This window comes from Sphingobium sp. TomTYG74 (assembly GCF_055393875.1).
Genome location: NZ_AP027343.1, coordinates 1 through 26172 on the forward strand (window position 1 = coordinate 1; position 26172 = coordinate 26172).

At 61.3% G+C, this 26172-nt stretch carries 25 protein-coding genes and 2 pseudogenes; 13 read left to right on the forward strand and 14 right to left on the reverse strand.

Annotation, left to right across the window (positions count from 1 at the left end; all coding sequences use genetic code 11):
• Both ACZ5TB_RS17560 and ACZ5TB_RS17565 read left to right on the forward strand, forming a co-directional pair.
• Window positions 1-2049: a type IV secretory system conjugative DNA transfer family protein gene (locus ACZ5TB_RS17560; protein WP_464793314.1), complete on the forward strand. Its 2049-nt coding sequence runs from the start codon at window positions 1-3 to the stop codon at window positions 2047-2049.
• Window positions 2049-2438 carry a hypothetical protein gene (locus tag ACZ5TB_RS17565; protein ID WP_464793315.1) on the forward strand — a complete coding sequence of 130 codons (390 nt, stop codon included), beginning with the start codon at window positions 2049-2051 and terminating at the stop codon, window positions 2436-2438. The genes ACZ5TB_RS17560 and ACZ5TB_RS17565 overlap by 1 nt, the downstream gene beginning before the upstream one ends.
• A gap of 65 nt (window positions 2439-2503) precedes the next feature.
• Here ACZ5TB_RS17565 and ACZ5TB_RS17570 read toward each other — a convergent pair.
• Window positions 2504-2832: pseudogene (locus tag ACZ5TB_RS17570) on the reverse strand (hypothetical protein); the annotation flags it as partial.
• Window positions 2833-2924: 92 nt separating this feature from the next.
• Here ACZ5TB_RS17570 and ACZ5TB_RS17575 point away from each other — a divergent pair.
• From ACZ5TB_RS17575 to ACZ5TB_RS17615, 9 genes are read left to right on the forward strand one after another with little or no spacing between them, the layout of a single operon-like run.
• Window positions 2925-3257 carry a hypothetical protein gene (locus ACZ5TB_RS17575; RefSeq protein WP_096061574.1) on the forward strand — a complete coding sequence of 111 codons (333 nt, stop codon included), beginning with the start codon at window positions 2925-2927 and terminating at the stop codon, window positions 3255-3257.
• Window positions 3258-3314: 57 nt separating this feature from the next.
• On the forward strand, window positions 3315-4604 hold the full coding sequence (locus ACZ5TB_RS17580) for a TolC family protein (protein WP_096061575.1): 1290 nt from the start codon (window positions 3315-3317) through the stop codon (window positions 4602-4604).
• On the forward strand, window positions 4601-5779 hold the full coding sequence (locus ACZ5TB_RS17585; protein WP_096061576.1) for an efflux RND transporter periplasmic adaptor subunit: 1179 nt from the start codon (window positions 4601-4603) through the stop codon (window positions 5777-5779). Before ACZ5TB_RS17580 ends, ACZ5TB_RS17585 begins: the two co-directional genes overlap by 4 nt.
• Window positions 5780-5783: 4 nt before the next feature.
• Window positions 5784-9002, forward strand: coding sequence for an efflux RND transporter permease subunit (locus ACZ5TB_RS17590; RefSeq protein WP_096061577.1), 3219 nt, complete (start codon window positions 5784-5786; stop codon window positions 9000-9002).
• A 58-nt stretch (window positions 9003-9060) separates the two neighbouring features.
• Window positions 9061-9558, forward strand: a complete 498-nt coding sequence (locus ACZ5TB_RS17595) for an SRPBCC family protein (protein WP_176482693.1) — start codon at window positions 9061-9063, stop codon at window positions 9556-9558.
• Window positions 9555-9932 carry a hypothetical protein gene (locus ACZ5TB_RS17600; protein WP_096061579.1) on the forward strand — a complete coding sequence of 126 codons (378 nt, stop codon included), beginning with the start codon at window positions 9555-9557 and terminating at the stop codon, window positions 9930-9932. The genes ACZ5TB_RS17595 and ACZ5TB_RS17600 overlap by 4 nt, the downstream gene beginning before the upstream one ends.
• 31 nt (window positions 9933-9963) lie before the next feature.
• The gene (locus ACZ5TB_RS17605) at window positions 9964-10647 is read left to right on the forward strand and encodes a ZIP family metal transporter (RefSeq protein ID WP_234152292.1); all 684 of its coding nucleotides are present in this window, start codon (window positions 9964-9966) and stop codon (window positions 10645-10647) included.
• Window positions 10644-11249: a cation diffusion facilitator family transporter gene (locus ACZ5TB_RS17610; protein WP_096061581.1), complete on the forward strand. Its 606-nt coding sequence runs from the start codon at window positions 10644-10646 to the stop codon at window positions 11247-11249. Before ACZ5TB_RS17605 ends, ACZ5TB_RS17610 begins: the two co-directional genes overlap by 4 nt.
• Window positions 11246-13774 carry a heavy metal translocating P-type ATPase gene (locus ACZ5TB_RS17615; protein ID WP_464793316.1) on the forward strand — a complete coding sequence of 843 codons (2529 nt, stop codon included), beginning with the start codon at window positions 11246-11248 and terminating at the stop codon, window positions 13772-13774. The genes ACZ5TB_RS17610 and ACZ5TB_RS17615 overlap by 4 nt, the downstream gene beginning before the upstream one ends.
• Before the next feature lie 103 nt (window positions 13775-13877).
• Here the strand turns inward: ACZ5TB_RS17615 and ACZ5TB_RS17620 are convergent, their stop codons facing one another.
• The 3 genes and pseudogenes from ACZ5TB_RS17620 to ACZ5TB_RS17630 all read right to left on the reverse strand — a co-directional run bounded on the left by ACZ5TB_RS17620 (window position 13878) and on the right by ACZ5TB_RS17630 (window position 16446).
• Window positions 13878-14390 (reverse strand): hypothetical protein, encoded by a 513-nt coding sequence (locus ACZ5TB_RS17620; RefSeq protein ID WP_464793317.1) that lies wholly within the window; start codon window positions 14388-14390, stop codon window positions 13878-13880.
• An 839-nt stretch (window positions 14391-15229) separates the two neighbouring features.
• A pseudogene (locus ACZ5TB_RS17625) lies at window positions 15230-15736 on the reverse strand (relaxase/mobilization nuclease domain-containing protein); the annotation flags it as partial.
• Between the two features lie 122 nt (window positions 15737-15858).
• Window positions 15859-16446 (reverse strand): ribbon-helix-helix protein, CopG family, encoded by a 588-nt coding sequence (locus ACZ5TB_RS17630; RefSeq protein WP_464793318.1) that lies wholly within the window; start codon window positions 16444-16446, stop codon window positions 15859-15861.
• A gap of 617 nt (window positions 16447-17063) precedes the next feature.
• Between ACZ5TB_RS17630 and ACZ5TB_RS17635 the strand changes: the two genes are divergently transcribed.
• Window positions 17064-17321, forward strand: a complete 258-nt coding sequence (locus tag ACZ5TB_RS17635) for a hypothetical protein (protein WP_464793319.1) — start codon at window positions 17064-17066, stop codon at window positions 17319-17321.
• Here the strand turns inward: ACZ5TB_RS17635 and ACZ5TB_RS17640 are convergent.
• The 5 genes from ACZ5TB_RS17640 to ACZ5TB_RS17660 form a co-directional block, all read right to left on the reverse strand.
• Window positions 17318-17653, reverse strand: a complete 336-nt coding sequence (locus ACZ5TB_RS17640; RefSeq protein ID WP_464793320.1) for a hypothetical protein — start codon at window positions 17651-17653, stop codon at window positions 17318-17320. The two genes, ACZ5TB_RS17635 and ACZ5TB_RS17640, sit on opposite strands and share 4 nt — an antisense overlap.
• 197 nt (window positions 17654-17850) lie before the next feature.
• The gene (locus ACZ5TB_RS17645) at window positions 17851-18207 is read right to left on the reverse strand and encodes a hypothetical protein (protein WP_464793321.1); all 357 of its coding nucleotides are present in this window, start codon (window positions 18205-18207) and stop codon (window positions 17851-17853) included.
• A gap of 129 nt (window positions 18208-18336) precedes the next feature.
• The gene (locus ACZ5TB_RS17650) at window positions 18337-18684 is read right to left on the reverse strand and encodes a hypothetical protein (RefSeq protein WP_464793322.1); all 348 of its coding nucleotides are present in this window, start codon (window positions 18682-18684) and stop codon (window positions 18337-18339) included.
• Complete coding sequence (locus ACZ5TB_RS17655; protein ID WP_464793323.1) at window positions 18681-19355, reverse strand: nucleotide-binding protein; 675 nt, start codon at window positions 19353-19355, stop codon at window positions 18681-18683. Before ACZ5TB_RS17655 ends, ACZ5TB_RS17650 begins: the two co-directional genes overlap by 4 nt.
• A 452-nt stretch (window positions 19356-19807) precedes the next feature.
• Entirely contained in the window at window positions 19808-20149 is a 342-nt protein-coding gene (locus ACZ5TB_RS17660) for a single-stranded DNA-binding protein (RefSeq protein ID WP_464793324.1), read from the reverse strand.
• A 396-nt stretch (window positions 20150-20545) separates the two neighbouring features.
• Here ACZ5TB_RS17660 and ACZ5TB_RS17665 point away from each other — a divergent pair, with 396 nt between their 5' ends.
• Window positions 20546-20851, forward strand: coding sequence for a hypothetical protein (locus ACZ5TB_RS17665; RefSeq protein ID WP_464793325.1), 306 nt, complete (start codon window positions 20546-20548; stop codon window positions 20849-20851).
• Window positions 20852-20987: 136 nt separating this feature from the next.
• Here the strand turns inward: ACZ5TB_RS17665 and ACZ5TB_RS17670 are convergent, their stop codons facing one another.
• The 5 genes from ACZ5TB_RS17670 to ACZ5TB_RS17690 form a co-directional block, all read right to left on the reverse strand.
• Window positions 20988-21884, reverse strand: coding sequence for an NYN domain-containing protein (locus ACZ5TB_RS17670; protein WP_464793326.1), 897 nt, complete (start codon window positions 21882-21884; stop codon window positions 20988-20990).
• A gap of 415 nt (window positions 21885-22299) precedes the next feature.
• The gene (locus tag ACZ5TB_RS17675; protein ID WP_464793327.1) at window positions 22300-22950 is read right to left on the reverse strand and encodes a recombinase family protein; all 651 of its coding nucleotides are present in this window, start codon (window positions 22948-22950) and stop codon (window positions 22300-22302) included.
• A gap of 197 nt (window positions 22951-23147) precedes the next feature.
• The gene (locus tag ACZ5TB_RS17680; RefSeq protein ID WP_464793328.1) at window positions 23148-24452 is read right to left on the reverse strand and encodes a 5-methylcytosine restriction system specificity protein McrC; all 1305 of its coding nucleotides are present in this window, start codon (window positions 24450-24452) and stop codon (window positions 23148-23150) included.
• A gap of 4 nt (window positions 24453-24456) precedes the next feature.
• The gene (locus tag ACZ5TB_RS17685; protein WP_464793329.1) at window positions 24457-25599 is read right to left on the reverse strand and encodes an AAA family ATPase; all 1143 of its coding nucleotides are present in this window, start codon (window positions 25597-25599) and stop codon (window positions 24457-24459) included.
• Complete coding sequence (locus tag ACZ5TB_RS17690; protein WP_464793330.1) at window positions 25589-26152, reverse strand: hypothetical protein; 564 nt, start codon at window positions 26150-26152, stop codon at window positions 25589-25591. The genes ACZ5TB_RS17685 and ACZ5TB_RS17690 overlap by 11 nt, the downstream gene beginning before the upstream one ends.
• Window positions 26153-26172: the final 20 nt, after the last annotated feature.

The window sequence follows — 26172 nt, forward strand, 5'->3', positions numbered from 1 at the left end:
ATGAACCGGCGTAATATAGCTGTCTACGGTGTGTTTGCGCTCATCGTGATCTTCGTCCTCGGCGGCCTGGTGGCAATCATCGGCATGGGGCAATTCCGGACTGACCTGAATATAGCCAGGATGCCGGAATATTTCTGGTTCTATCGCGACAATCCATTTGTGATGGGCTGGCTCTTGAAGGGCGTCGGCGGTGTCGCGGCGATCGGCGCGCTCGGCGGCGCCTTCATCTACATCAACAAGCGTCAGACGCTCCATGGAGCGGCGCGCTGGGCCAATCGAATCGAGGCTAAAAGTGCGGGCCTGCTCGACGGGGAAGGCCTGCTGCTTGGAACGCGCAGGAAGGGCCTGTTCGGTACAGAGTTTGTCCAGTTCAGCGGCACTGAGCATGTCTTGCTGGAAGCGCCGACACGCGCCGGTAAGGGCGTCGGCGTCGTCATTCCAAATCTGCTGGCGTGGTCGGATTCAGTCGTCGTCCTCGACGTGAAGCAAGAGAATTGGGAGAAATCGGCAGGTTGGCGCAAGAGCCTCGGTCATCAAGTGCTGATGTTCGATCCGCTCGATCCCCAAGGCCGCACGGCCCGTTATAATCCGTTCGCCCATATCAGGCGTACCGATCCGGTGGAGGTCATTGACGAGCTGCAGAAGATTGCGGCGATGCTTTGGCCGCCGCCAGCGAACGGCGAGAGCTTCTGGATGGACAGCGCACGCACCGCATTCATCGGCGTCGCGGCCTATATCGCGGCAACTCCCGCCCTCCCCTTCACCATGGGCGAGGTCTACCGCAACTTCAGCGCCGGCGATGCGAAAGAGCGTTTCCCGAAGATCATCAAGGACAGGCAGGCGGCGGGCGATCCCTTGTCGGAGGCCTGCATATCGGCGCTGAATGACTGGATCTCCAGCTCGGCCAATACGTTCACCGGCATTCGCCAGTCCGTGTCGGCCAAAATCAATCTTTGGATCAATCCCTATGTCGACGCGGCCACGTCGGAATCTGATTTCGACCTGCGCGAGTTCCGTTCGCGCCCGATCTCGCTCTACCTCGGCGTCTCCCCCGACAACATCGAGCGCGTTTCGGACATTTACAATCTGCTGTTCCAACAGCTCATCGACCTGAATGTGCGCGAGCTGCCGGACGAAAAAACCGGGAGGCATCCGCTCAAGCTGCTCCTGCTGCTCGATGAGTTCGCGCGCCTCGGCCGCGCCAGCGTGATCGCCTCAGGCTTCAGTTACGTCGCCGGCTACGGCATTCGTCTGCTGCCAGTCATTCAGGCCCGCGCGCAATTGCGCGATGTGTACGGCCCTGACGTGACTAGCGAGATTGTCCAGAACTGCGGCGTTGAGTTGGTCTTTACGCCCAAGCACGTCGACGTTGCGAAAGAGCTATCCGAACGCCTCGGCAACTACACGTATGAGGCGAAATCGCGCTCCAAGCGCGTGTGGGATGCCTTTGAGGGATCTGTATCAACCTCCGATCAGCGCCGTCCCCTCATGCTGCCGCAAGAGCTGCTGTTGCTCTCGCAAGACGACGTGATCGTTCTGCGCGCCGGCATCCCCCCGCTGAAAGGCGGGAAAATTCGCTATTACAAGGATAAGTGGATGACGAAGGCGTCGAGCGTCGCCCCTCCGCCGATCATACCGCGGCCGCTAGATCCTTCGATTGCAAGGCGCTCGCTGGCATTCATCGAAAGCATCGAGTCTCCCGAAATGACCGATGCTGAGGCGGAAAGCGGCGTCGATTTCGCGCGCTTGGTGGGCTTTCCATTCGATGAGCTGCCCGCCGACGGAGATCCGCACAAGGCGGCGGCATTCTTTGCCGCCCTGGGCTTGTCGCACGACTTCACCGGCATGGACTTTGACGAATTGGCGGCTCGGGACGGGTCGCCTTCTGAGACGGCCGGGAATGTCGCTGCAAGCGCGCACAGCGCGAATGTGAACGTAGACGGGGCGGAAGCCGCTGCAAGCCCGGAAAGCGCATCTACCGCCCACGAGGGCGACAACAGCGGACACGACAGCGAGGCTTTGGCCTTTTTGAAAGGAGCTAAGGGATAATGGCTGACGACAAAACGGAGCAGGCTGCGGGCAGCAAGCCTAGCGAACGATCGAACGGTACGCGCGATCTGGCCCGCCAGGATCGTGACCGCCAAGTGGCGGCCGATTTCAGGCAGATGACGCAGGCGGAGCGCCTTCAGGACAAGAGCACAAACCCCGGCGCCAAGCAGGTCGCCGCGATGGAAGCGGCAATCGACAAGAAATATGGGCACGCGACACCAGAAGCGGCGCGCATGAAAGTCGCGGCTCGAGAAGCGGTTGCACAGACCCTAGAGCGCGGTGGCGAAGTGCGAGCCCCGCGCGTGCGCGAGGTCGAGCAGCGCCGGGATGAGACGCGCGATCAGAATCGCGCGGCGGCGGAGAAAACGGCGCGAGAGCTAGACCGGTAACACCGCCGCCACGCTCTTGTCGCCGACGCACTGACGAAGGGCGGATTGTGAGACAAAACCGCCGTTCACCAGTACAACCGTGAACGACAGGTTTGGGGTGTATCGGCCATTCGCAAGGTGACGGTGCTTTCATCCTCGAAGGCTTTCGCTTCGTCAGGTCGGCCCCACGGATCCAATTGCGGCCGCGGCATTGTCGTCGCCGCTCGCCCCCTCCCATCAAGCTCCTTGCGCTCGGAATAACGGTCGACAAGCCGGGCGGCGTGAGGCCGCATCAGCACGGTCGCATCCGTTCGTTGTCGTCGAACTCCTTGTAGGCCATGGCGACCGAAGACTGGTTCGGGATAGTAACCCTGCGCATCCAGCGATCCAGCAAACGCCGAGTGTTGACGCGGTTGCTGAGGCAATCTCGGCATGGCGCGACGCGCGCCCAGCGCCTCCCCAAGTTACGCGATGACACTGGCCGGGATATCGTTTAGGTCACGACACATGCTGCGCAGGCTCTGCTCCCTCTTGCTGGTCATGATCGCGTCGTCGCTTGTGCTGACGGCGACGATCCATGCACGCGAGGTTTCAGGACAGATCCTGATGGATTGCGCCGGAGTCGTGCATGAAGATGGCGATGCCGACCAGTCCCAGGGCGACGCCGACAAGGCGATGCCCCATCACCACAGCACCTGCCATGGTCCAACATTGGACATACCCGATACAAGCGATCTTTATTCGCTTGGCGAGGCAAGCGGCTTGCATCCGTTCCCTGCGCCGCAAAGCGCCCTGGCGTCTTATCGGACCGGCCCTGCACTAAGGCCTCCCGCCGCCTGACATCGCCCGCCGGTCGGCATCCGCCGATCAGACGTGTTTTGTCAGGATCACCAGATAATGAAAAAGATGTTCGTGGCCATGATGGCCGCGGCGTCCTGTGCCTCGATGGCGCAGGCGCAGCAAACGCCGATGACTGCGGCAACGCAGCCGCTTGGCGTCTATACCCTCGATCAGGCCGTATTGGCCGCAGGCGGCGCGGCGCCTGCCGCTGACGCGGCATCGGCCGCAATCGAAGCGGCGCAGGCAGAACGGACGGTCGCGGGGCTACGACCCAATCCCGTCTTTCAGGGGCAGGTCGAAAACGTCGCCGGATCTGGCCCATACAAGGGTCTGCAAAGTGCGGAGACGACCGTAGGCGTTGCGATCCCGATCGAGCTAGGCGGTAAGCGCGGTGCCCGCGTCGCCGTCGCTAGCGCACAGCTATCGCGTGCCGAACTGCAGGCGGCGATCACCGCGAGCGACATTCGTCTGCAGGTGACGCAGCTCTATATCGATGCGGTTGCGGCCGAACGCCGGCTCGCAACAGCGCGCGATCAAGCGCGCATTGCCGCCGAAGTGCTGCGCGGCGCGGGTGTGCGGGTTCAGGCGGGACGGGCCTCGCCGCTCGAACAGCAGCGCGCCGATGTCACGAGGATCAACGCCGATGCCAATGTGGAACGGCTGACACGGCTCGCCGAAGCAGCGCGCACGAACCTGGCACGGCGGATTGGACGACCTATCGACGGGATGCTCGATGCCGCGCTTCTCGATCAGCTCCCGGCGCCGACCTTTGGTCCCGTCGAGACGCCGCCGGCGGCAAACACTTTGGCACTCGCCGCCGCCGACGCCGATCTAGCCGTCGCCGATGCCGGCGTGACGCTGGCGCGGGCGAACCGGGTGCCGGACCTCAACATCGGCCCGGCTCTAAGGCGGCTCGAAGCGACCAACGACACCGCTGCGGTATTTTCGATCTCGATTCCGATCCCGCTGTTCAACAATGGCCGCGCGGCCATCGCGCAGGCGAGCGCACAGCGAAGCCAGGCGGAAGCCTTACGGCGTGTTACCGCCCTCGATGTCGAGCAAGCGATCACGAACGCGCAGGCGGAGGCCGCGAACGCGGCCACAACCGCCCGTGCTGCAGCCGGACCGGCGCTGGAAGCGGCACAGGAAGCCGCCAGGATCGCCCGGATCGGCTACCGTGAAGGCAAGTTCGGCCAGCTCGATCTGCTCGACGCCGAACGCACTCTTGCCGAGACGCGCGTCGCCGCGATCGACGCACTCGCCAATTATCAAAATGCCCGCGCGCAACTGGAGCGGCTGACCGCTCCCGCGACGGCGACCACGATTTCGGGGGATACCGACCGATGAAGACCATCCTTATGGGCGGCGCGATGCCGCTTGGCCTCGCCTTGCTGCTCTCCGCTTGCGGCGGTAGCTCCGAAGGCGGCGATACTACTGCAACCAATGAAGCATCTGCCAATGCCGACGAGGGCGGCGGTAAAGAAGCGCATGCCGACGAAGGGGCCGTGACGCTCACGCCCGACCAGATCACGGCCGCCGGGGTCCAGATCGCGCGCCCGATGACAGGCGGAGCCGGTACGATCGAACTGCCCGCAACTATCGAGGGTGATCCGCAAGGGACGCAGGTCGTTTCGGCCGCGATCGGAGGCCGCGTCGTTTCATTGACCCGCAATCTGGGCCAGTCGGTCGGCAGGGGGGAAACCATCGCGGTCATCGAAAGCAGGGAAGCGGCACAGCTCAAGGGAGAGGTGGAAGCGTCGCGCGCCAGGCTTGCACTCGCCAATTCCAACCTCGCACGCGAACAGCGCCTGTTCGCGCAGCGCGTGTCGCCCGAACAAGACCTGATCGCGGCGCGAACGGCTGCGACCGAAGCAAGGATTGCCTACCGCCAGGCCCAAAGCCAGGTCTCGGCCGCCGGCGGCGGCGGGGGCGGCGGCGGCCTCAACCGCCTCGGCATTACCGCCCCCATCGCCGGCCAGATCATCTCGCGTCCGGTCGTGCTGGGCCAGACCGTCACAGCCGACGCGGAACTGTACCGTATCGCCAATCTTAGCCGGGTATCGCTGGCGCTGAACCTCAAGCCCGAAGACGCCGGCAGGGTCAGGCCCGGGAACGTCGTAACGGTAACGGCGCCGGGCAGGCAGACCAGCGCGCGTATAACCTTCGTCTCGCCCGCGCTTGATCCCCAAACGCGGCAGGTGCCGGTTATCGCGACGCTCGACAATCGCGGCGCTCAGTGGCGTGTCGGCGAGCCCGTCACTGCTGCGGTGCAGCTGAGCGGCAATGCTGGAAGCTCTGCGGTACGCGTGCCGACGACGGCCATTCAGACCGTCGAAGGCAAATCGGTGGTCTTTGTCCGCACCGCCAAGGGGTTCCAGGCTACCCCGGTCACGCTGGGCGATGCCGCCGGCGATACCGTCATCGTCCGCTCTGGCCTCAGCGGCCGCGAACAGATCGCCACTACCGGCAGCTTCACGCTCAAGGCCGAACTCGGCAAGGGCGAAGCGGCGCACGAGGATTGATGCCATGATCGCCCGTATCGTCACATGGGCGGTCGAGAAGCGCTGGCTCGTCCTGCTTCTCACCGCCGTCGCCACCGCCATCGGTGCCTATTCCCTTTACCGGCTCCCGATCGACGCGGTGCCGGACATCACCAACAACCAGGTCCAGATCAACGTCCGCGCCTCGGCGCTGTCGCCCGAGCTGGTCGAGAAGCAGGTTTCGTTTCCGATCGAAACCGCGCTTGCGGGCATTCCCGGCCTTGAAAACACGCGCTCGCTCAGCCGCAATGGGTTCGCACAGATAACCGCGGTCTTCGGCGAGTCCACCGACATCTATTTCGCTCGCCAACAGGTCGGCGAGCGTCTTGCCGGGGTCGCGGAGAACCTGCCTGACGGCGTGAACCCCGAAATGGGACCGATCGCGACGGGGCTGGGCGAGGTCTATATGTGGACCGTCCGGCTTGATCATCGACAGGATGACAAGCACCGCCCCGGTGAGCCTGGTCAGCAGCCCGACGGTAGCTACATCACGCCGGAAGGCGAACGGCTGACGAGTGAAGAAGACAAGGCAACCTATCTGCGCACCGCGCAGGACTGGATCGTCACGCCGCTGCTGAAGAACACGCCGGGTCTTGCCGGCGTCGATTCCATCGGCGGCTATGCCAAGCAGTATCTGGTCGTCCCCGACGTCCAGAAGCTCGCTTCCCTGAACATCACGCTCACCGAGCTTGGCACCGCGCTCGAGAAGAACAATACCAGCGTGGGCGGCGGCTTCGTCAACCGCAACGGCGAGGGTCTGGCGGTCCGCTCCGACGCGCTGGTGCGCAACGCGGCCGAACTGTCGCGCACCGTTATCGCGACCCGCGAAGGGGTGCCGATCACCCTTGACCAGGTTGCCACCGTTCGCACCGGCCAGGCGATCCGCATGGGCTCGGCCTCGGAGAACGGCACCGAAGTGGTCGTGGGCACCGCGATCATGCGGATTGGCGAGAACAGCCGCAACGTCGCCACGGCGGTCGCTGATCGGCTGAAGGAGATCAACGCCTCGCTGCCGCCTGATGTCGTGGTGCAACCCGTTCTGGACCGGACCGCGCTGGTCAATTCGACGATCAAGACGGTCGCCAAGAACCTCTCCGAAGGCGCGTTGCTCGTCATCGTCGTGCTGTTCCTTCTGCTCGGCAATTTCCGCGCCGCGCTGATTGCGGCGGCGGTGATCCCGGTGACAATGATGCTCACCGGGTTCGGCATGCTGCGTCTGGGTGTCTCGGCAAATCTGATGAGCCTGGGCGCGCTCGACTTTGGTCTCATCGTCGATGGCGCTGTCATCATCGTCGAGAACGCGCTGCGCCGCCTCGCGGAGCAACAGCACCATGAAGGCCGGCTGCTCAGCATGAAGGAGCGCCTCGAAGCCGTTGCCACGGCGGCGCGCGAGATGATCCGGCCCTCGGTCTACGGGCAGGCGATCATCATCCTTGTCTATGTCCCGCTGCTCACGCTTACGGGCGTGGAGGGCAAGACGTTCGTGCCGATGGCGCTGACGGTCATCATCGCCCTGCTTTTCGCCTTTGCCTTGTCGCTGACATTCGTGCCTGCGGCGATTGCCATCTGGCTGTCCAAGCGGGTCGAGGAGAAGGATGGGCGCATCATCTCATGGCTGAAAGCCCGGTACGAACCGGGTCTCGAGAAGGCCATGAAGCGCCCGTCGTTTACGATCGGCGCAAGTGTTGTCAGCCTCGTCGCGGCGGCGCTGGCCTTCACTACGCTGGGGCAAGTCTTCCTGCCCCAGCTCGATGAGGGCGATCTGCTCATCCAGGCGCTGCGTATCCCGGCGACATCGGTCCAACAGAGCCAGGCCATGCAGGTGCCGATCGAGCGTATTGTCGCCAAGCAGCCCGAGGTGCGCTTCGTCTTTTCCAAGACAGGCACGGCCGAGCTGGCATCGGACCCGATGCCGCCCAACGCGACCGATATGTTCGTCATCCTCAAGCCCCGCGATGAATGGCCTGATCCCAAGCTAGCCAAGGAGGAACTGGTCGAGCGACTGGAAGGCCTGCTCGGCAAGATTCCTGGCAACGCCTACGAGATCACGCAGCCGATCCAGATGCGCTTCAACGAGCTGATCGCCGGCGTGCGCGGCGACATCGCGGTCAAGGTGTTTGGCGACGACTTCGTTGCCATGAACCGCACCGCCGAACAGATCGCCGGCGTTCTGCGCAAGACGCAAGGGGCGGCGGACGTGAAGGTCGAGCAGACCACAGGTCTGCCGATGCTCGATATTCGCGTCAATCGCGACGCGATGGCGCGGGTCGGCGTCACCGCGCAGGACGTACAGGACACAATCACCGCCACCATCGGCGGCCGCGAGTCCGGCATGATCTTCGAGGGTGATCGCCGGTTCCCGGTGGTCATCCGCTTGTCGGACGCGCAGCGCGCCGATCTGCGCCAGCTCGAACAGGTGCAGGTGCCGATTGCCGGGGGCGGCTATGTGCCGCTGTCCAGCGTCGCCAGTATCGGCGTCGTCGATGGGCCGAACCAGATTAGTCGCGAGAACGGCAAGCGCCGCGTCGTCGTGCAGGCGAACGTGCGTGGACGTGACGTCGGCAGCGTGGTGGCGGACGCACAGGCGGCCGTCGGGCAGAACGTGCGCTTGCCCGCTGGCAGCTATCTTGAATGGGGCGGGCAATTCGAAAATCTGGAGTCCGCCAGTCAGCGGCTTCAGCTTGTGATCCCGGCCTGCTTCATCTTGATCCTGCTGCTGCTCTACGGGGCATTGGGATCGGCGCGGGATGCCGCGATCGTGTTCACCGGCGTGCCCTTCGCCTTGGTCGGCGGCGTGCTGCTGCTGTTTGCCCGGGGCATGGACTTCTCGATCTCTGCCGCGGTCGGGTTCATCGCGCTGTCCGGCATCGCGGTCCTCAACGGCCTCGTCATGGTCAGTTCGGTGCAAGACCTGATCCGGTCCGGCATGGACCGGGCAGAAGCTGCCCGGACAGGGGCGATCCAGCGGCTCCGTCCCGTCGTGATGACGGCCTTGGTCGCCAGCCTCGGCTTCGTGCCGATGGCGTTCGCGAGCGGTGCCGGCGCGGAAGTGCAAAAGCCGCTCGCGACCGTCGTCATCGGCGGTCTCATCTCTGCGACCTTGCTGACGCTGTTCGTGCTGCCGACGCTCTACGCGCGTTTCGGGCAGCAAGCGGCGAAGGATGACGAGCGAGACGAGGCAGCGCCGCTGCCGCAGCACACATGATCGGACAGGGGAGGGCAAGAATTCGCCCTCCCCACCACGCCCAGAAAGGAGGCATGAGGTGTCAGTGATCGAGAATGTGACGAGCCTCAAGGCATCGCCGCTGCGCGTCTGGTCGGTTCTTACCGACTTTGCCGGGCATGCGCGGTGGAAGCCCTTCATTCAGCTTTCCGGCGCTGCAGTCCAAGGCGGCGAGGCCGCCTACATTTTCCGCATCGGCAAGCTCGACAAGGAAATAACCGCCAAGGCGGACATCATCTGCATCGACAAACCCCGCATGTTTGCCTGGACCGCCGGTGTTCCCAAGCTCCTCCTGTTCGAAGAGAACTACACTCTGGAGACGGAGGCAACGGGGACACGCATGCGGCACAGCCTGCACCTTTCGGGGCTCTTCGGTACTCCTATGGCAGCGATAATGCGCCACAAGTTCCACGCCAGTCTCGTCCGCTCGGATGCAAGCCTGGAACGGCACCTGCGGCGCCGGGCGGCTCACCCAAGCGCGAAGGGACGGACCTTGCCGCCTCGAAACGGCTTCAGAAGCAACCGGAGGCCATCATGACATCGCTTCGTTCGAGGACGGTCGGCATCATCGCGGGCGCAATCGCATTGGCTGCATGTTCGGAGCAGCCGGCGACAAAGGCGCCCACGGAACAGGAAATCCACGCGAATGACAGCGCGGACGCAAGCGGCACTCCTGGCCGCCATCCGTATCGGTGCGACGACAAGCGCCCGCTTCTCATCGACTTCAAGGATGAGGGATTGACCCTGGAAATTCGGCGGGCTGCGGATGCGGCGCCCCTTGTTCTGACCGCCCCGGCGCAGGGCCTCCAATATGTCGGCGATACGGCGAGCGCGACCTTCTCGGGTAACGAGATCAGGATCGAGGAGGCCGAACAGCCAACCATCGTGTGCACGAAGGCGACGAGCCTGTGACCAGTCCAGACATCATCGTGGAGCGCTGACGATGGCCGCACTCAAATTTTCCCTCATCCCGATGGTCGCGATCATGTTCGGGGCCATCCTTGCCGGATGGCGGACACCGGGCGAGAAGCTGGTCGCGGCCATGCAGCATCTGGCAGCCGGCGTCGTGTTCGCCGCCGCCGCCACGGAAATCCTGCCGCTGGTGAAGCACGGCGGCTCCCCGAGCGCGACGCTGATCGGCGGCGCACTCGGCGTCGCCGTCATGCTGAGCCTCAAGGCGGCGGAGAGCCGGTTCAAGGGACCTGTCGCGCTTCTCGCGGCGATAGGACTTGACCTTGCCATAGACGGGCTGGTTCTGGGGCTTGCCTTCATCGCCGGCGAGAAGGCAGGCACGCTGCTCGCCGTCGCGCTGACACTAGAGGTGCTGTTCCTTGCACTGACCCTCACCAACGAGCTTGCCGGCAAATATCGCAAGGCCAAGGCGATTGGCCTGACCTGCGCGCTGGCGTTGCTTTTGCCCCTCGGCGCTCTCGTCGCGCAGCCAGTGGCGTTGCTGACGCCGGTATGGATCACCGGGTTCCTGAGTTTCGGGCTCATGGCACTGCTTTACCTCGTTACCGAGGAACTGCTGGTCGAGGCCCACGAAAAGCCGGACTCGCCGCTGATAAGCGCCATGTTCTTCGTCGGCTTTCTCGCGCTGCTGCTGATCGAGGAGATCATGGCATGAGGTCGTCGGCTCGAAAGGCGCCTGATGAGCGCCGGACGTTATGGATAGTGCTCCTGCTAAACGCAGCGATCGCCGTCGGATTCTTCGCCACCGGGCTGATCGGTGATTCCAGCGCGCTGATCGCCAATGGCGTCGACAATCTTTCCGATACGGCCGTTTACGCCTTGAGCCTCATCGCGTTGAGCCGCGGACAGACTTGGAAAACACGAGCGGCGAGCGCATCGGGCGTGATGCTGCTGATCTTCGCAGGCGGCATTCTCCTCGATGTCGGACGCCGGTATATCCAGGGCAGCGAACCGATCGGACCCACGATGATGGTCATGTCAGCGGTTGCGGCGGTCGTGAACTATGTCTGCCTGCGGATGCTCCAGCGGCTAGGCCAGAAGGACGTGAACCTTCGCGCCGCCACGACCTTCAGCTTCAATGACTTCATCTCCAACGGCGGCATCCTGATCGCAGGGGCATTGGTGTTGTGGCTGGGAACGAATTGGCCCGATCTACTCGTCGGCCTGGCGACCGCGCTCATCGCGGTCAAGGGCGGCATAGAAATCCTGCGCGATGCTCGTGCAGAAGCAAAAAACAGCGCGGAGAAGATGCGATGACCGACAAGCTCAAACTCGATATCCCCGTCCTGCTGCCGCAGATTCCTGACGCGGCCGATGCTTGCGTTGGCCGGCTTGTCGCGACACTCAAGGCGAAACCCGGCGTCGAACAGGCGCATGTCCTTCCCGCCGATGGCGAGACCCCCGCAAAGCTGTGCATCCATTTCGACAGCGCGGCATTGCCGATGTCGCGTGTGCGCGAAATGGTGCGCGCAGCCGGCGCCGAGATTAGCGGACGATACGGTCATGCCAGGTGGCAGGTCGAGGGTATCGGCCACGAGCGCCGCGCGCGCACCATTAGCGAAACCCTGTGCCGGGTGCCCGGCGTGCTGCAGGCCGACGCCAGCGCCTCGGGCAGCATCCGTGTCGAATATGACAAGGAGCGGGTCGACGAGGCGTTCATCCTCGCGGCGCTCGGCAAGCTCAAGGTCAGACCGGTACAGCGGACTGGCTCGGAGCACGTCGGACACGATCACAGCGCCAGTGACCATACAGACCACGACCACGGCGACGCCAGTCATGGTGAGGGCACTGAGAAACATGGGCCGGGTGACGGCCACGATCACGCGCACGCCAATTTTCTCGGCCCCAATACCGAACTGATCTTTGCGCTCGCGTGTGGCGCACTGCTGGCGATCGGCTTCGCGGTCGAAAAACTCGTGGCGGGCATGCCCGAATGGCTACCGACCGCCTTCTATGTGGGTGCCTATGGTTTTGGCGGATTTTTCACGCTGCGCGAGGCGATCGACAATCTGAAACTCAGGAAATTCGAGATCGACACGCTGATGCTCGTGGCAGCCGCTGGCGCCGCGGCGCTGGGTGCCTGGGCGGAAGGCGCGCTCCTGCTGTTCCTGTTCAGCCTCGGCCATGCGCTCGAGCATTATGCGATGGGGCGCGCCAAGCGGGCCATCGAAGCGCTCGCCGAACTCGCACCCGACAAGGCGACGGTGCGCCGCGACGGGCAGACCACGGAGCTTGCCGTCGAGGAGCTGGTAATCGGTGATGTGGTGATCGTGCGCCCCAACGAGCGCCTGCCTGCCGACGGCTTCGTCATCAAGGGTTCGAGCGCGATCAACCAGGCCCCCGTCACCGGCGAGAGCATCCCGGTGGACAAGGAGCCTGTGGCCGACGTCGAGGCGGCGCGCGCGAAGCCCGATGGTGTCGAAGCGACGTCCCGGGTGTTCGCCGGTACGATCAACGGCGGCGGCGCGATCGAGATCGAGGTGACGCGGCGTTCCAACGAGAGCGCGCTCGCCAAGGTTGTGAAGATGGTGAGCGAAGCGGAGACGCAAAAGTCTCCCACGCAGCGCTTCACTGATCGGTTTGAACGTGTCTTCGTGCCGGCGGTGCTGGCTCTATCGTTCATCCTCCTGTTCGCGTGGGTCGTGATCGACGAGCCATTCCGCGACAGCTTCTATCGGGCGATGGCGGTGCTGGTCGCCGCCAGCCCCTGTGCGCTCGCCATCGCCACCCCCAGTGCCGTGCTTTCAGGCGTTGCACGCGCGGCACGCGGCGGCGTGCTGGTGAAGGGCGGTGCTCCGCTCGAAAACCTCGGTTCGTTGAAGGCGATCGCGTTCGACAAGACGGGCACCCTGACGGAAGGCCGCCCCCGCATCACCGATGTCGTGCCGGTGGACGGCGCGAGCGAAGAAGATCTGTTGACGCTCGCGGTCGCTGTCGAGGGTTTGAGCGATCACCCCTTGGCGCAGGCGATCGTCAAGGATGGGCGCGAACGCCTGGGCGGGCGCGACATTCCGACCGCAACCGACCTCAAGAGCCTGACCGGACGCGGCGTCACTGCGACCGTTGGTGGCGAGACGGTGTGGATCGGGAAGGCCGAGATGTTCGGCGTGGAGGGCATCCCTGCGCTGAATGCGGCCGCTACTGACGCCATCGCGGCCCTGCGCGAAGGGGGGCGCACCACTATGGTGGTGCGCAAGGCCGATCGGGACATCGGTGCGATCGGGCTGATGGACACGCCGCGCGAGGCGGCCAAGATCGCGCTCAAACGCCTGCGGGACATGGGTATCACCCGGATGATCATGATCTCGGGCGATCACCAGAAGGTAGCCGACGCCGTCGCCAGGGATGTCGGGCTCGACGAGGCATGGGGCGACCTGATGCCGGAGGACAAGGTCGCCGCGATCAAGAAGCTCGCGGGTGAGGACAAGGTCGCGATGGTCGGCGACGGGGTCAATGATGCGCCGGCAATGGCATCGGCGACCGTTGGCATTGCGATGGGCGCTGCCGGCTCGGATGTGGCGCTGGAGACGGCCGACGTGGCGTTGATGGCCGACGATCTGGCCCATCTGCCGTTCGCGGTCGGCCTAAGCCGCCACACACGCGGCATCATCCGGCAGAATGTGTTCGTCAGCCTGGGTGTCGTCGCATTGCTTGTGCCAGCAACGATCCTTGGCCTTGGCATCGGTCCGGCAGTTGCGATGCACGAAGGCTCCACGCTGCTTGTCGTGTTCAATGCGCTGCGGCTGCTCGCCTACCGCGATCCCGCAAAGCAAACCGTGTGACAGCAGAGTGCTTCGGTCAACACAACCGTCGGCTTCCGTCAGAACCAGACGCCCACCGAACGAGACGGAACGACTTGCTCTGGTCGATCACAACCGTTTAAAATTAGCGATCTGTCTCACGGAAGGGAAAGGGCACCCCGGCAACAGAGCGCCCTTTTTCTATGGCCTCAAGATTTCCGTATTTATCGCGCGCGATGCGTTCGATCTGCTTGTTGCGGACGCGCTCAATCATCGACAGATGCGTTTGCCGCTCGAGGTCGCGGAAGCCCGCTGCGAGCCTTGCAGGCTCAACCTGATCCAGTTGGGCCAGGTGGTCCGCCATCGCTGCCTTGCCCGTGATCGGGGGGCCATCCAGCGGGTAGTTCTCAAGAAAAGAGGCGAAGGCACGATCCTCCAACACGTCGACGGGAAGAGGTGTTTCGGTGCCTGTAGCAAGATAGGTCATGCCCACGGCGACGCTGATCGCCGCCAAGCTCTTTGCCTGGGCCGCCTGCTCGGCGGCCTGCGCGTCCAGCTTCGCGGCAAGCGATTGCTGGTTCTCCATCACGGCCTGCACGCCTTCCGCGAGCGTCCCGATCTGGTCGAGCAGCGCGCTCAATAGTTCCTCTTCGCTCACCGCGTCGGCCCTTCCCTGTCGGGGTCGCGACTGCGATCCTGGGAGCGATCCTGGTCCTTATTTTGCGCGCGATCCTTGATCGTCTGATCCAATTTCCGCTGCATGGCCTGTAGCCGCTCGGTGGCACCGGCAAGCGTGCGATCGGGCGCGAGATCGGGCGGCGCATTGTTGTCTTTCAGCTCGGCCGACTTCGCGCGAATGCGATCAAAGATGGTCGGTTCGCTGTCCCCAGCCCCGGCCTTCTTGTCGCCGGCATTCAACTCAGCCGAAACAGATGTGATCTTTCCAGTTGCGCGCTCGATCCTGTCCAGCGCTGCCGCCCGTTGCTCGGTGTCTCGCTGCTGGACGCGAGCCTTCAACCGCTCAAGCTCACGGTCCTGAGCATATTCCTTGGGGAGCGCGTTGCCCGTTCTCAGGCGTTCTATGATCTCCGCGCGCGCGTTCGCAGGCGCCGGCATGGCTTCCACAAACGAGCGTAGCGCCTTGGCCCGATCAGCCTCGGCCGCGCCGCCATGCGCCTCCAATTCGGAAGCCGCCCGCGCATAGATCTCGCGCACGGCAACATGGTTCGTGACCGTCTTGCTACGCTCCCGCTCCCGCTCGCCAAGCCGCTTCTCGGCATCCGGAGCCTGCCCGGCGATAACAGCCACGCGGCCCTTGTCTGCCTCGGGCTCCGCGCCACGCTCGCGCATTTTGAGAACAGGTGTAGGGTCTTGCTTGGGCGGGTAGCCGCGCGTGATCCGCATCGTAGCGTCTGCCTCTACGCCTCGATCGCGAAGGTTCTCCGCAAAGCGTTCACGGCACTGCTGAAGAAACTCGCGGTTGGGGTTGAACCGGCGTCCATCATTGTCGCGGCCAGCAATGATAAGATGGACATGCGGGTGCGCTTCGTCCGTATGCAGCGCCATCACCCAGCGACGGTTCGACAGGTCAGTTTCAGCGAAGTCGCGGACGGCCGCGCGCACCTTTTCGGGGTCGGTGCCGGGAGGCATGGAGAACACCATTGCGATAGCAGTCGCACCATTCCTGCGAGCCTCGTCCGCCGTTTCCCACTGCTGCCATTCGCGCGCCAGGAGCATCATATCGTGCGCGCTCATGAGCTCCTTGCCCTCGCTCGTCTCGATCCCGACAGGCTCCTGATCGGACATGCCGATGCGACCAGCGTAGGTGAACGCGCCAACGGTACTGGCCGCGCCATGAATGCGACTTGTGATCTTCACGACGACTTGCGGCGCACGCTTTGCTGTGCGGCCAAGCTGGTCGATCGCACGCGCATTGCGCGCATCGCGCGAATGCGCTCCGAAGCGGCCAGCACCAGAACCGGGGCGAAGCGGCACTTGCACCATAGTGCCAAGGTCGCGAGCCAGGGCACGGTTGCCGCGATGGTCGACCTTGCCCCGCCCTGCCCCGCGCGCACCTTGAACGCGCTCCAGATCCTCAAGGGTCTGATCTGAAAACTCGAACGCGTTCACGGCTCGATCCCACTGACGACAGGAGCTGCACGATCCTTGCCGGTCCAGTAATCGACCTCGCCCGATACGATCGCGGTCAGGGTCGAGTTAGCCTCTCTGATCGTTTCGGAAAGGCGACCCTCCATCGCGATCACATGAGGCGCAACCTGCTCGATCAAGAGCGGGCTCTCGGGTCGGTTGGCAGCGTTCATCGCCTTCACAGCCTGATTGAGCGAGTAGCCGATAGCCCTCACCTGGCCGACGATCTTCATGATGGAACGATAGCTGCTTGGCACAAGGCGCAGCTCGCCGGCGCGGGTCCATAGTTGCCAACGGAGCGTCCGTTTCACCCATTGCGAGCGAGTCATCCCCGCCCTGGCTGCGATCAAATCAATCGCCTCCATTTCCTCGGCGGGAAGCCGAAGGGCCAGCGTCTTTGATGCCCCTCCACTCGCTGGAATGTCGCGGACTTCATCGGGCCTGCGGCCAAGGGCGTCCTTGATTGCCCGCGCGATCCATGCGCTCCGCGTCATGCCTCCTGCCTTCGCCAGCACGTCGACTAGATCGGTAACGTCGTCATCAAGGCGCAGCGTAATTCTCGACATTCCAGCCCCGTGCAGCGGTGCCTGAATGATGGCATTGTGTCAGACAATGCGATCATTCAGGCTATCCTGCAAACTTCAATCTCCCATACTTACCTATCACTCGCCATTAATCACCTCAAGCGAAACCAGAAACGTGGACGGGAGGGATGGCAGTGCCCGGTGGTCGCCTTCCGCCTTCGCTCGGAAATAGCACCAGCCCGTCCGCAACTGGGTCGAAGTGAGCGGCTTAGCCGCGCGCCATTTGATTTAGGGTTTTCACGATCTAGCGCATTTCAACCAGTCTGGACATTCCATGCAGACCGAATAAAACAGTCCGGGTTTGTCTTATATCGAAGGTGGACGGGATGCACTTCTTAGCTGCGGTTTTCGCACTCGTGGCGATCTACTGCGCATGGCTAAACCACCGCGACGGGGCATCGATCCGCGCTTCCGCCGACAAGGCGAGCAATGCCCGGCTCTCGAACATCACCCGCTGGCATAAGGGAGCTTTGACCTCTCATTGCTCGGTCTGGCTGTCGCGTTGGTGTCGCTGAGTCTCAGTTAGTGTTCCGCCGGTCCATCGCTCCGCTCACCCCACGGCGATCGATTTCACTTACCGCATCGAAGGAATGAAACTCATGGCTAAGTCCCCTGCCCTCGAAAGCATCAAGCAAGAGCGTATCAAAGCTGAGGCCGCGCTTGCGGCGATCCTGCAGCGCGAGAAAGAAGCTGAGGATACCTTGCGCGATGCAGGGCGTCCCGTGCTTCTAGCCGCACTGAAGCGGGTCAAGATACCTGACATGGAGCGCACCGAAGCCCGCTCGATCGCCGCTGCCATTGCGAAGCATGGCGCGGCGAAAGTGGTTGCTGCGATCGGCGGTTTATCCGAAGACTAGAAGCGGCTTTCCCGGTCGCGCCGATGGTACTCACTGGCGAGGCGCGCCTGCTCGGCGGCATAATCGTAACCGCCCGCTGGTGCTTCGCTGTCCAACTCGCCGCGACCACCGATCACGTTCGCGATCAGAGCCAGGACACCGTAAAGGGCAACACCCATCAAAGCCGCAATGACTGGCTGCGCTTCACCCGCGTTCCAGGTTCCAAGAAAGCACAAGCCCGCGAACGCGATCGACATGGAACCACGGAAGCGAACGGCCAGGATTAGCACGACGATGCCGGCGACGATGATGAAGCCCGTAGGAATGTCGGCAATGATGGTCGATGCGGTCATGATCTTCTCCGTCAGCCTGCGCCCTCACCACAGACGGGCGCCGTGGTGACGGGAAGGATCAGCGAGCCGGCAGACGCTGGCACGCCTGACGGTCATGATCCTATCGGCCAGTAGCTGCAACAGCTCTACGCTGTAACCGCCCTGTGTCGGTCCACCGGAGAAGCACGGCCAGCGCATCGCACTGGCCGCATTGCGCCTCAGTGGAGCCGATGTGGCAATAGCCTCTCGTCGCCGTCCGCGATCCCGATCAAGCCAAGCACGTCGCCCAAAAGGATCTCGGCAAGGTTCGGATAGAGCTGCCCGAGATTCACCAGATTGTCGGCCGCCCTTATCTTTTGTCCGATCTGGACGACACGGGTTGCCGGTATCCCGATGAGGGCGACGGCGGCAAATGTGTGTGCATCGGCGGCGGCCTGGTCAATGTCCTCGCCAGTCGCAACGGCACGCGCGACCTCAGCATGAAACCGGGAGGCTGCGGCCCGATAATCACCAAGCGCGTTTGCCCAAGTTGCATCGCTCGCCAGGACGGGATTCGATAGGGTGTCGTCAGTCATGATTCGCAAAGCTCCAATTTTGCGGTTGTGATTAGGGCGGGGTCGTTGGTTCCAGCCAACGGCCTCGCCCGTCCATTCAGGGCTAGGTTTCCCCCTCCCCGTCCTCGTTGATTGTCATCGGCCTCTGCATCATCGTGCGCCCGCCCGATGGGCCTCAACAAGTTCCTCGATCACCTGAGCCAAGGGAATGTCACGCGAGTTCGCTACCTCGTAGATATATTCCATCGTGGCGGGTGCGAGCTTCACCGAGAAGGGCATGGACCGCCCTGCCCCACGTTTGCGGCGAGGCGGTTCGCTCGTTTGGTTCGCCCTTAGACGGTCGACCTCGCTGGCCGGCACCGGGATATTGTCGAACCCGTGCCGCTGTGCCGTCTCCTTAGCGCTCTCGTCGCCTGTGGGAGCATCCGGGGCGACGCTGCGCACCGATGCCAGGGGCAGGCTTAGATTACGCCTCTGAGGCTTCTGTGGCTCGCTCATACGGCTTTCTCCTGATCGGCCAAGATCGCTTCGGCCACGGCATTCGCCAGCGCCGTTCCTTCTGCCCTAGCCTTGTCGGTTCCGGGCACCTCATCACGAGGAAGCTGGTCAAGCGTGGTGCAATAGGAAAACAGGCTCTTGTAAGCGGTGCGCTCTACAAGCTGGCCGATGACCGGCACCCCGGCCTCGGCCAGTTGCCCCGCCAGAGCTGCAAACTCGCGCGACTGGAACCCGGTGGAAACGCGGGTCCATAGCAGCCCGTGGGGGACGCTGCGCCCGTGCTTGCTGGGCGTGTCCAGAACGATGCGCACGGTCGCTATAGCGTCCTCTACGTCTGCCGCCGATGGGTTGGCCGGAATGATGACGAAATTGGCGTGGGCGATGGCGAGCGGAACAACCATGTTTGCGCTTCCCTCGACATCGATGATGACGATCTGCGCTTCGCTTTCGGCGGCGCGGATTGTCGAAACGATCGTGTCGGCCTTCGCGCTGACGACAGCGATCTGCGGGCCGGTCTGCCCCGCCTCCCCCCATCGCATGACGCGCTGACGAGGGTCTGCGTCAATGATCCTGACGGAATATCCCTGCTCGGCATAAGCTCCGGCTAGGGCGATCGCCGTTGTGGACTTGCCGCAACCTCCTTTCGGGGATGCCAAGGCGATGACTGCCATTTGCTTTCCTTTGCATGTCTCAACAGCCTTTTAGCTGCTTTAGACAGCAAAGGCATTCATGAGACATACTTGATAGGGAAAGCTATGCAAAGCCCTTTCATGAAATGTAAGGGCTTTTGCAGCCCTGTAATTTTCTTGACCATCAATTGCATGGAATTTGCAGGCATTTAAATTACATGTAGTTTCTGTTGCATAGCCGGCTGTCGCCGTGGCCTTCCCCCTGCATTCCTGCGCGAGCTGAACGGACGGCTTTGTCCAAGTCGTCAGCGAATGCGGCACCTAGACTGCCCTGGCTTTCGACCAGACACATCGCCCGATTGAAGAGGACAACCGCGGCCTCGATCCGTTCAAGTCATCCAGCACCCTTCTCATGGTCCGGCATAAGCATATCCCCTAAGTCCCCAATTACCCATGGAAGGGAAGGGCGGCGCAGGGCGCCGCCCGCCTTGGATTCAATCCTCGTCGCGATCGTCATCAGCAGGGCGGCCGTTCTTGGCGATCACTGCCATGCGATCAACAATCAGGTCGACGCTGTAAACCGTTTGGCCGTCGCGATCATAGCGGGACTGGCGAACGCGGCCAGTGACGTGCACCAGGTCGCCTTTAGCCATCTTGGCGGCGCGCTCGATATTCTTGCCGAAACAGGTGACGCGGTTCCAATGGGTGTCGTCCTCCCAATCGTTGCCAACCTTGCGGCCGTAGTTTGCTGCAACGTCCAGCGTTGCCACCTTTTCCTTGATCTCCGTGCTGCCGATGCGGCCGATGATGCGAAATTCAGCAGCGATGTTCTGCATGTTCGTTCCTTCGTGCTGTCGTTGCTGACGCACTTTGGAGGGGCGGCCCCCCTGACGCGGGCAAGCTGAAAAACGGAGGGTCCGCTTGCGGATACCGTAGGCGCGCAGCGGCGGTTTTCTGCTTGGGGCCGAAGGCCCGGAACCCGCATGAGGCAGGGGGAGCCGCCCAGGTGCGTCAATCAGCACCGATGGGCACGAGGGGACATGCTCGCTCGCACAATCATCATCGGCCAGGCTAGCACCTCACGAAAAGGCGCCGCTGTTGGAGGATGCAACTCAAGGGCAGGGGAGGGGAGGGGAGGGGATTCGTTTGTGAGGCGATTGAAGCGACCCGAGTCCATACCATCTTTAAGGCGGTCTTCGACGCCCTGAAGAAGCCATACACAGGAGAACGCCATGATCGTTGAGAAGGAGCAAACAGCAGGTACAGCTCGCTTGCTGCATGAGATTGCTGAATATGAAGAGTTGGAGCGCGAATATGGTGAGGCAATTGCCATCTCGGTGACGACAAAGGCCGCACAAAAGGCCGATCCTTCTATCGTCAATCGAGACACCCGAGGGGCCGTAAAGTTTGTTAGGGCGGTTCGGACTGGCAAAGTTTGTGTCGCGACAGAGCGACAGGAAGTTGAAGATCGAGCTGCTCGGGCCGCTGGTGAGTTGCTTGCGGCGATCTCATCGTGCCAAGCTGAGCTTCAAGATTAGCATCGCTTGGGGTGCGCCGCCCTGTGCAGTCAAGCGCACAGGGCGGCACCGTCTCGATCAACCTTCCTTCTCGGGAACGGGAAAGTCGCAAAGTGGCGACATTTGAGACCTTCGGATCTCAGGATATTAGAGACAGCTAATCCCGATCTTCAGGGTCAATGAGAAGGGTGTTTTCATCAAATGGTGAGGTGACGGCGGCTTGCAAAACCGCAGGAGCTTCATGCCTCTCGGCGTCCCACAATTGATGATTTGAAAAGCGGACGTTAGATAGCTTCAAGCTATCGAGAGCCCTCCGGAAAGTGCCCTTTCCGAACCAGTCGCTGGATTTCGCGTCAGGCAGTTCGCGCAGCACATCTTGGGACAAGGTGGAGAGGTTGAGCGGCTTAGTAGCTGTTTGGTAGCGCTGTCGAATGAGCTGCCCAAAAGTTTGCTCATTCACCGATGCGCTTGTTTCTGTAGTAGTCGCCGTTGCTTGGACAGGCGCCGCAGGAACGATGCCGTTAAGCAGTCTTTCGACCACATCAAACCCTAGCACACGTTCCGCAACCGCTGCATAGGCGACCGCAAGATGACCAGGTGAAACGATAGCTGTCCGGCAGTCTTCTGCTCTCAATCGATGCAACAACGGGGTGAAGTCAGAGTCGCCCGAGACGAACACAAATTCTTCAAACCGAGTTCGATGCTCAAGTAGATCAATCGCGTCGATGACCATTCGAATATCGGCCGCATTCTTTATACCCCGCGTCAGCGTAGGGCAGTCGATCACTTCAAATCCTGCTTGTACAAAGTTCGTGCGAAAGTTGGAAAACCAAAGGCGATCGTTTCTTTCGCCAGGCGCGCTCACATTCCCTCGCGGATTCATATAACACCGCGCAATGCGCCAGCGCCGGGGCGCATCGGCATCAATAGCCGCTAAGCCAGACAGCCAGACAGAAGGATCAGAGGCAAACCGGATGGCGAGCCCCTCATCAACCCCCCACAGCGCAGTGAACACATTGTCGAAGTCCACAAAAATGGCGCTTCCTGTAGGCATGCCGTCTCCCGTAAACTCTCATTGGCCGGCGATAGGTATAGGCGTCATCACAGTTACGCCAGCTTCCAGTCGCTAACGGGAATTGCCCGTAAAAAGAGGAGACACCTACACTGATCGCCTTGGCGACTTTGTCGGGCTTGTCGCCGGCTGCGAGCAGCTTGCGCGCCGTGTCGGGCTTGTCGGGTCAGCACCGGTTACGATCGCCGGTCTTGCTGCCCAGCACCCGTGCTGCCGCAGACCCGGTCAGTCACACAGTTCGATCGTTGGCGAGGAGGACTGGCGGCAGGCACGACGACAGATAGCGCGATCAGAAAGCCGCCACATACAGTGCGAGTTTACACACTGCACAACGGCTGAAATCCGCCTCTCCGATACCGGATGGGGCGCTCGGTTGTCTGACAACAAAACGACCATTTCACGGGGTAGGGCAGGGGGCCTCTTGCCGTTCAACCTGTCGCTGCCTTACTTCGCGGGCAATCTTGGCTAAGAGCGTTCGACTGCACCCGGTGGCGTTCATGACCTCTCGCCAAGTGCGCCCGTCTCCAAGCATGGATGCGATGGCGACATTTCGCGCCTTGTTCTCTGGCCGCCCTTTGTACAAGCCCGCAGCTTTGGCACGCGCGGTCCCTTCGGACTGCCGGCGACGCCGATCATCATAATCCTTTCGGGCAACCGCAGCGAGAACATCGAGCATCATGTTGTTGACGGCAGAGAACATGCGCGCGGTGAACTCGTCGCCGGGGGCCGCGAGGCTCCATGACGTGGGCAAATCCAACGCCACGATCCGAACCTGCTTAGCGTCGATCTCCGATCGCAGCTTAATCCAGTCCGGGGCAGTGAGGCGGGACAGTCGATCGACCTGCTCTACCAACAGAATGTCGTCAGGTTCGCAATCTGCCAAAAGACGAAACAGCTCGGGCCGATTGAGCTTCGCACCACTCTCGTTTTCCATGTAGCGGGCGGCAATGCGCAGGCCTCGCTCGGTTGCGAACGCGTCAAGGGCACCTCTCGCCCGAGAAGCGTCCTGTTGCGACGTTGAGGCACGAAGATAAGCACGAACGAACATGATTGGTCTCTTTTAGGCAGTCCGTTTTAGTGCAGTCCTTTTTACGTTGTCAAACGGCAATAATAAGACCGTACCTTGGGCGGTCCTTAAAAGGTATACTCAAAATGCACCGGCTGATATGCCAGCTACGTTACGAGGGTGGTGGACGACTCCCGCTCCCGGCATCTAGCTGCAAGACGGCTTGCCCATAGAAAGACTTAAACAAAGGCAGCGGAAATTCCAGAAGACATATTTATGGAGAATGTCTTGAGCGCGCCCGCGCTAGAGATTTTGCGGCTCTCAATCTGAACGCCTACAATGTTAACTGAACCTGATACAACTTTCTCAAATATTATGCATGAACCAACAGGATCTGGATCTTCATATGGCGGCACCGGGTAAGCCAGTACAACTCGATTACATCCGGTAGCCTTTGAGAAGGCCAATGCCTCATAAATGTCGGCTTCGCTAATACGAAGCTGCCCCTTCTCTATGTGACCTTTATACTTAGCGTCGAAAAGCATCCTCGGCCTCACACCATCTGATTCAATCACGCAATCAGGATAGACAGACAGCTTACTCACAGTTCCCGTACTGATTTTAGTCTTTATGCCCAGGGGATAGCCCCGCTGCGGCACCACTGCATTTCGTCCAAATCCCAAGCGCGCGGCAACAGTTAACAAGTCCTCCCATACTCGCCAGGTGCTTACCAAATAGCCGGGCGCATGGGCCCGACCCTGCCGATAATTTACACCTAAGCCTCCCAGCACATCGATAGACAGCTCGTGCAACGGCTTCCATGCTCTATGTCGTGCAGGGACTGGTTTGCGGCGGTTAGCAGGGGCGCTCTGGGGCGACAGGTCTTCAATCAAACGCACTAGTGAACCAACAGCCGAAGGATCGCTTACCTCAGGTAGTAATTCCTTCGCTGCGGCGACAATCTCCGCATTCCAGTTGTTTCGCCGATCAAAGTGAACAAGCTCTTGTTCAAAGCCATCGGGGGAAGGAAAAATGAGGTCCATCGGATCAGGATCCCCATCAATGAAAAAATCTGCTTCTTGCACTCTGCGATAGCTACGAAGCGGTCGACGTTTACGTGCCTCATACATGCTCGTGATAGAGCGCGCCACCAACGTAGAGAGATCCCGTGGCGCGCCACCTGAGGCTGACAAGCGTTCAGAAGCCAATAAACGTCCATGGCGTGATAGCGTGGAAAGAAAGAAGAAATCTTCGCGCCAGGTAGCATCGGCATCATCAAGCCCGAGAAATTTAGGCGCAACTTCCAGTTCAAGCGAGGGGGCCAAGCGAATGAGGCCCGCAAAGTCGATGGCCCGTGCACCTTTCAGATCAACGCTGATTGGGTTATAGTTTAACCGCAAGCTCGACCCCACGCGGCTGCCCGCCTCGATCAGAAGGCTATCAGCCTTCGTCCGGTCTACCCCGAGAGCATCAATAATCGCTCGACTAAGATCAATGGGCGCTCCGTACTCAACGAGAGACAGCCGTGTCCGGGTAAGCGCCACGCATTTACCCCCTTGGATCAGCAAACGCTCTCAGGGCAGCGTAAATATTGCCTTCTGCAAAATTAGCAGGACCTTCAAAGCGAAAGCGCAGATCATCTGCAAAGGTCGTTTCCGTCAGTTTAAACGGATTGAAGGCCGGCCCATCGAGCGCGTTGAGAGCCGCAGCAATGCCACGAGAATCGCCAAAGAACACCTCATCCACGTGGGCTCGCACCTTAGCCCAACCTACGCACAGTATTCCCAACGCCTCGGACAAACCTAACGCCTGAGGTTTAACGTGCGACATAAGTACGCCGTGACCGATCTGAAACTCGGGGCCGCGACCCAAGGCGATTTGTTCATTAACAGCCATCCATGCGCGGACGGAAGCCTCCAAGACGTCATTCACATTGGCCGGCGCGTCAGGCAGGACGCTCGTGTTCTTTGGTCCGAGACCATAGAATGTTCTCAATGCCCCTTCGTCTGGTTCTAGCCGCAACGGTTCCCAACGCCGTAAGAACGCCACATCTAACGGCTCCACCGAAGCATCGGCCTGATTCATGGCTGCTAGGATATAGAGGTCATGGGGCAAAGCATACTCGATCACCTCGCCAGATTGAGGATCGAGCATTTCAAAAAACTGTGTTTCTTGACGGATTTTCCCATCGGCCGCCAAGCGCTTATCAGATTCAATTGCCACAATGGCTCCACCGAAAACCTGAACCGCAGGCCCACGGTTAATCTCATCGATGATGAGAAGCGCCGCCCCATTCAGAGCTTTAGCATGCTCGCTTGCCCGGTAGAGCGTACCCTGCACAATCGAGAAATCGGCCGATCCTTCTGCCTTTTTGACCGCTGGAGTGATGCCGGACACGAAATCTCGATATTTAGAGTTCTGATGAAACACCGTCCGAAAGACCTTACGGTCTGTCTTGGTGGGAGCCGGAATATCTTTGACGACCCCTCCCGCTGCAGGAGGGATGGGAATGCCACCGACAGGATTGAGCTTTGGCGGACCACCGGCAGCTGTGATTCCAAAGCCGGTTTCAAAAGCCATCGCAATTTCAGATAAAAGCCTCGATTTTCCTGTTCCGGGCGCACCAGACACCAACACGTTCCGTGACCGCGCCAGCATCATCAATGCCTTTTTGCAGCCTTCACTTGCCATTGCAGTATCTGCCCGCGTTGGTAAAATCTCGATAGCCGATCACTGCCCGATTAGTTGCACGCTTGGCATCCAAGCATGCCAATAGCTCATCGGCCACCACTGGATCCCACGCCCCTTTTATCCGAAGCGTTTTTTCTTCTGCGTAGTATGGCCAGACCGACCCATCATTTAACTGAATCAGCAAGAGCAATACCCGGTTTCCAACACCCCCTTGCGGCACACGACTTGTGTCAAAACAACCATACTCATGCACTCGTGCAATGCGCCCCTCAGAGGGGCGCACATCGGTTGGTGGTTCGAAGAAAGAATCCTTTCGTACAACATGACCTTGGTCATTGTTCCAGAAAAATTCCCCTTGATAAACGGCTAGTTCTTCAACAACTCCGTCACGCTTTCGATTGACCTTCGCCGTACCAGGAAACATCATCTTAATTACGGGCAACAATGTGTTGAATGATCCAAAGCGGAAGTCCCGCGCGCCGCCACCAGTGTCAGAATCATTTGATTGAGCAAGGATCTTCCTCAGATCACCGGCAACGATTTCCTTGTACAAAATTCGGGCAACGTGCCCCC

Bases quoted from the DNA above. Each gene is read 5' to 3' on its own strand.
- ACZ5TB_RS17560 (WP_464793314.1), top strand. From the start codon at position 1: ATGAACCGGCGTAATATAGCTGTCTACGGTGTGTTTGCGCTCATCGTG.
- ACZ5TB_RS17565 (WP_464793315.1), top strand. From the start codon at position 2,049: ATGGCTGACGACAAAACGGAGCAGGCTGCGGGCAGCAAGCCTAGCGAA.
- ACZ5TB_RS17575 (WP_096061574.1), top strand. From the start codon at position 2,925: ATGCTGCGCAGGCTCTGCTCCCTCTTGCTGGTCATGATCGCGTCGTCG.
- ACZ5TB_RS17580 (WP_096061575.1), top strand. From the start codon at position 3,315: ATGAAAAAGATGTTCGTGGCCATGATGGCCGCGGCGTCCTGTGCCTCG.
- ACZ5TB_RS17585 (WP_096061576.1), top strand. From the start codon at position 4,601: ATGAAGACCATCCTTATGGGCGGCGCGATGCCGCTTGGCCTCGCCTTG.
- ACZ5TB_RS17590 (WP_096061577.1), top strand. From the start codon at position 5,784: ATGATCGCCCGTATCGTCACATGGGCGGTCGAGAAGCGCTGGCTCGTC.
- ACZ5TB_RS17600 (WP_096061579.1), top strand. From the start codon at position 9,555: ATGACATCGCTTCGTTCGAGGACGGTCGGCATCATCGCGGGCGCAATC.
- ACZ5TB_RS17605 (WP_234152292.1), top strand. From the start codon at position 9,964: ATGGCCGCACTCAAATTTTCCCTCATCCCGATGGTCGCGATCATGTTC.
- ACZ5TB_RS17610 (WP_096061581.1), top strand. From the start codon at position 10,644: ATGAGGTCGTCGGCTCGAAAGGCGCCTGATGAGCGCCGGACGTTATGG.
- ACZ5TB_RS17615 (WP_464793316.1), top strand. From the start codon at position 11,246: ATGACCGACAAGCTCAAACTCGATATCCCCGTCCTGCTGCCGCAGATT.
- ACZ5TB_RS17630 (WP_464793318.1), bottom strand. From the start codon at position 16,446: ATGTCGAGAATTACGCTGCGCCTTGATGACGACGTTACCGATCTAGTC.
- ACZ5TB_RS17635 (WP_464793319.1), top strand. From the start codon at position 17,064: ATGGCTAAGTCCCCTGCCCTCGAAAGCATCAAGCAAGAGCGTATCAAA.
- ACZ5TB_RS17640 (WP_464793320.1), bottom strand. From the start codon at position 17,653: ATGACCGCATCGACCATCATTGCCGACATTCCTACGGGCTTCATCATC.
- ACZ5TB_RS17645 (WP_464793321.1), bottom strand. From the start codon at position 18,207: ATGACTGACGACACCCTATCGAATCCCGTCCTGGCGAGCGATGCAACT.
- ACZ5TB_RS17650 (WP_464793322.1), bottom strand. From the start codon at position 18,684: ATGAGCGAGCCACAGAAGCCTCAGAGGCGTAATCTAAGCCTGCCCCTG.
- ACZ5TB_RS17655 (WP_464793323.1), bottom strand. From the start codon at position 19,355: ATGGCAGTCATCGCCTTGGCATCCCCGAAAGGAGGTTGCGGCAAGTCC.
- ACZ5TB_RS17660 (WP_464793324.1), bottom strand. From the start codon at position 20,149: ATGCAGAACATCGCTGCTGAATTTCGCATCATCGGCCGCATCGGCAGC.
- ACZ5TB_RS17665 (WP_464793325.1), top strand. From the start codon at position 20,546: ATGATCGTTGAGAAGGAGCAAACAGCAGGTACAGCTCGCTTGCTGCAT.
- ACZ5TB_RS17670 (WP_464793326.1), bottom strand. From the start codon at position 21,884: ATGCCTACAGGAAGCGCCATTTTTGTGGACTTCGACAATGTGTTCACT.
- ACZ5TB_RS17675 (WP_464793327.1), bottom strand. From the start codon at position 22,950: ATGTTCGTTCGTGCTTATCTTCGTGCCTCAACGTCGCAACAGGACGCT.
- ACZ5TB_RS17685 (WP_464793329.1), bottom strand. From the start codon at position 25,599: ATGGCAAGTGAAGGCTGCAAAAAGGCATTGATGATGCTGGCGCGGTCA.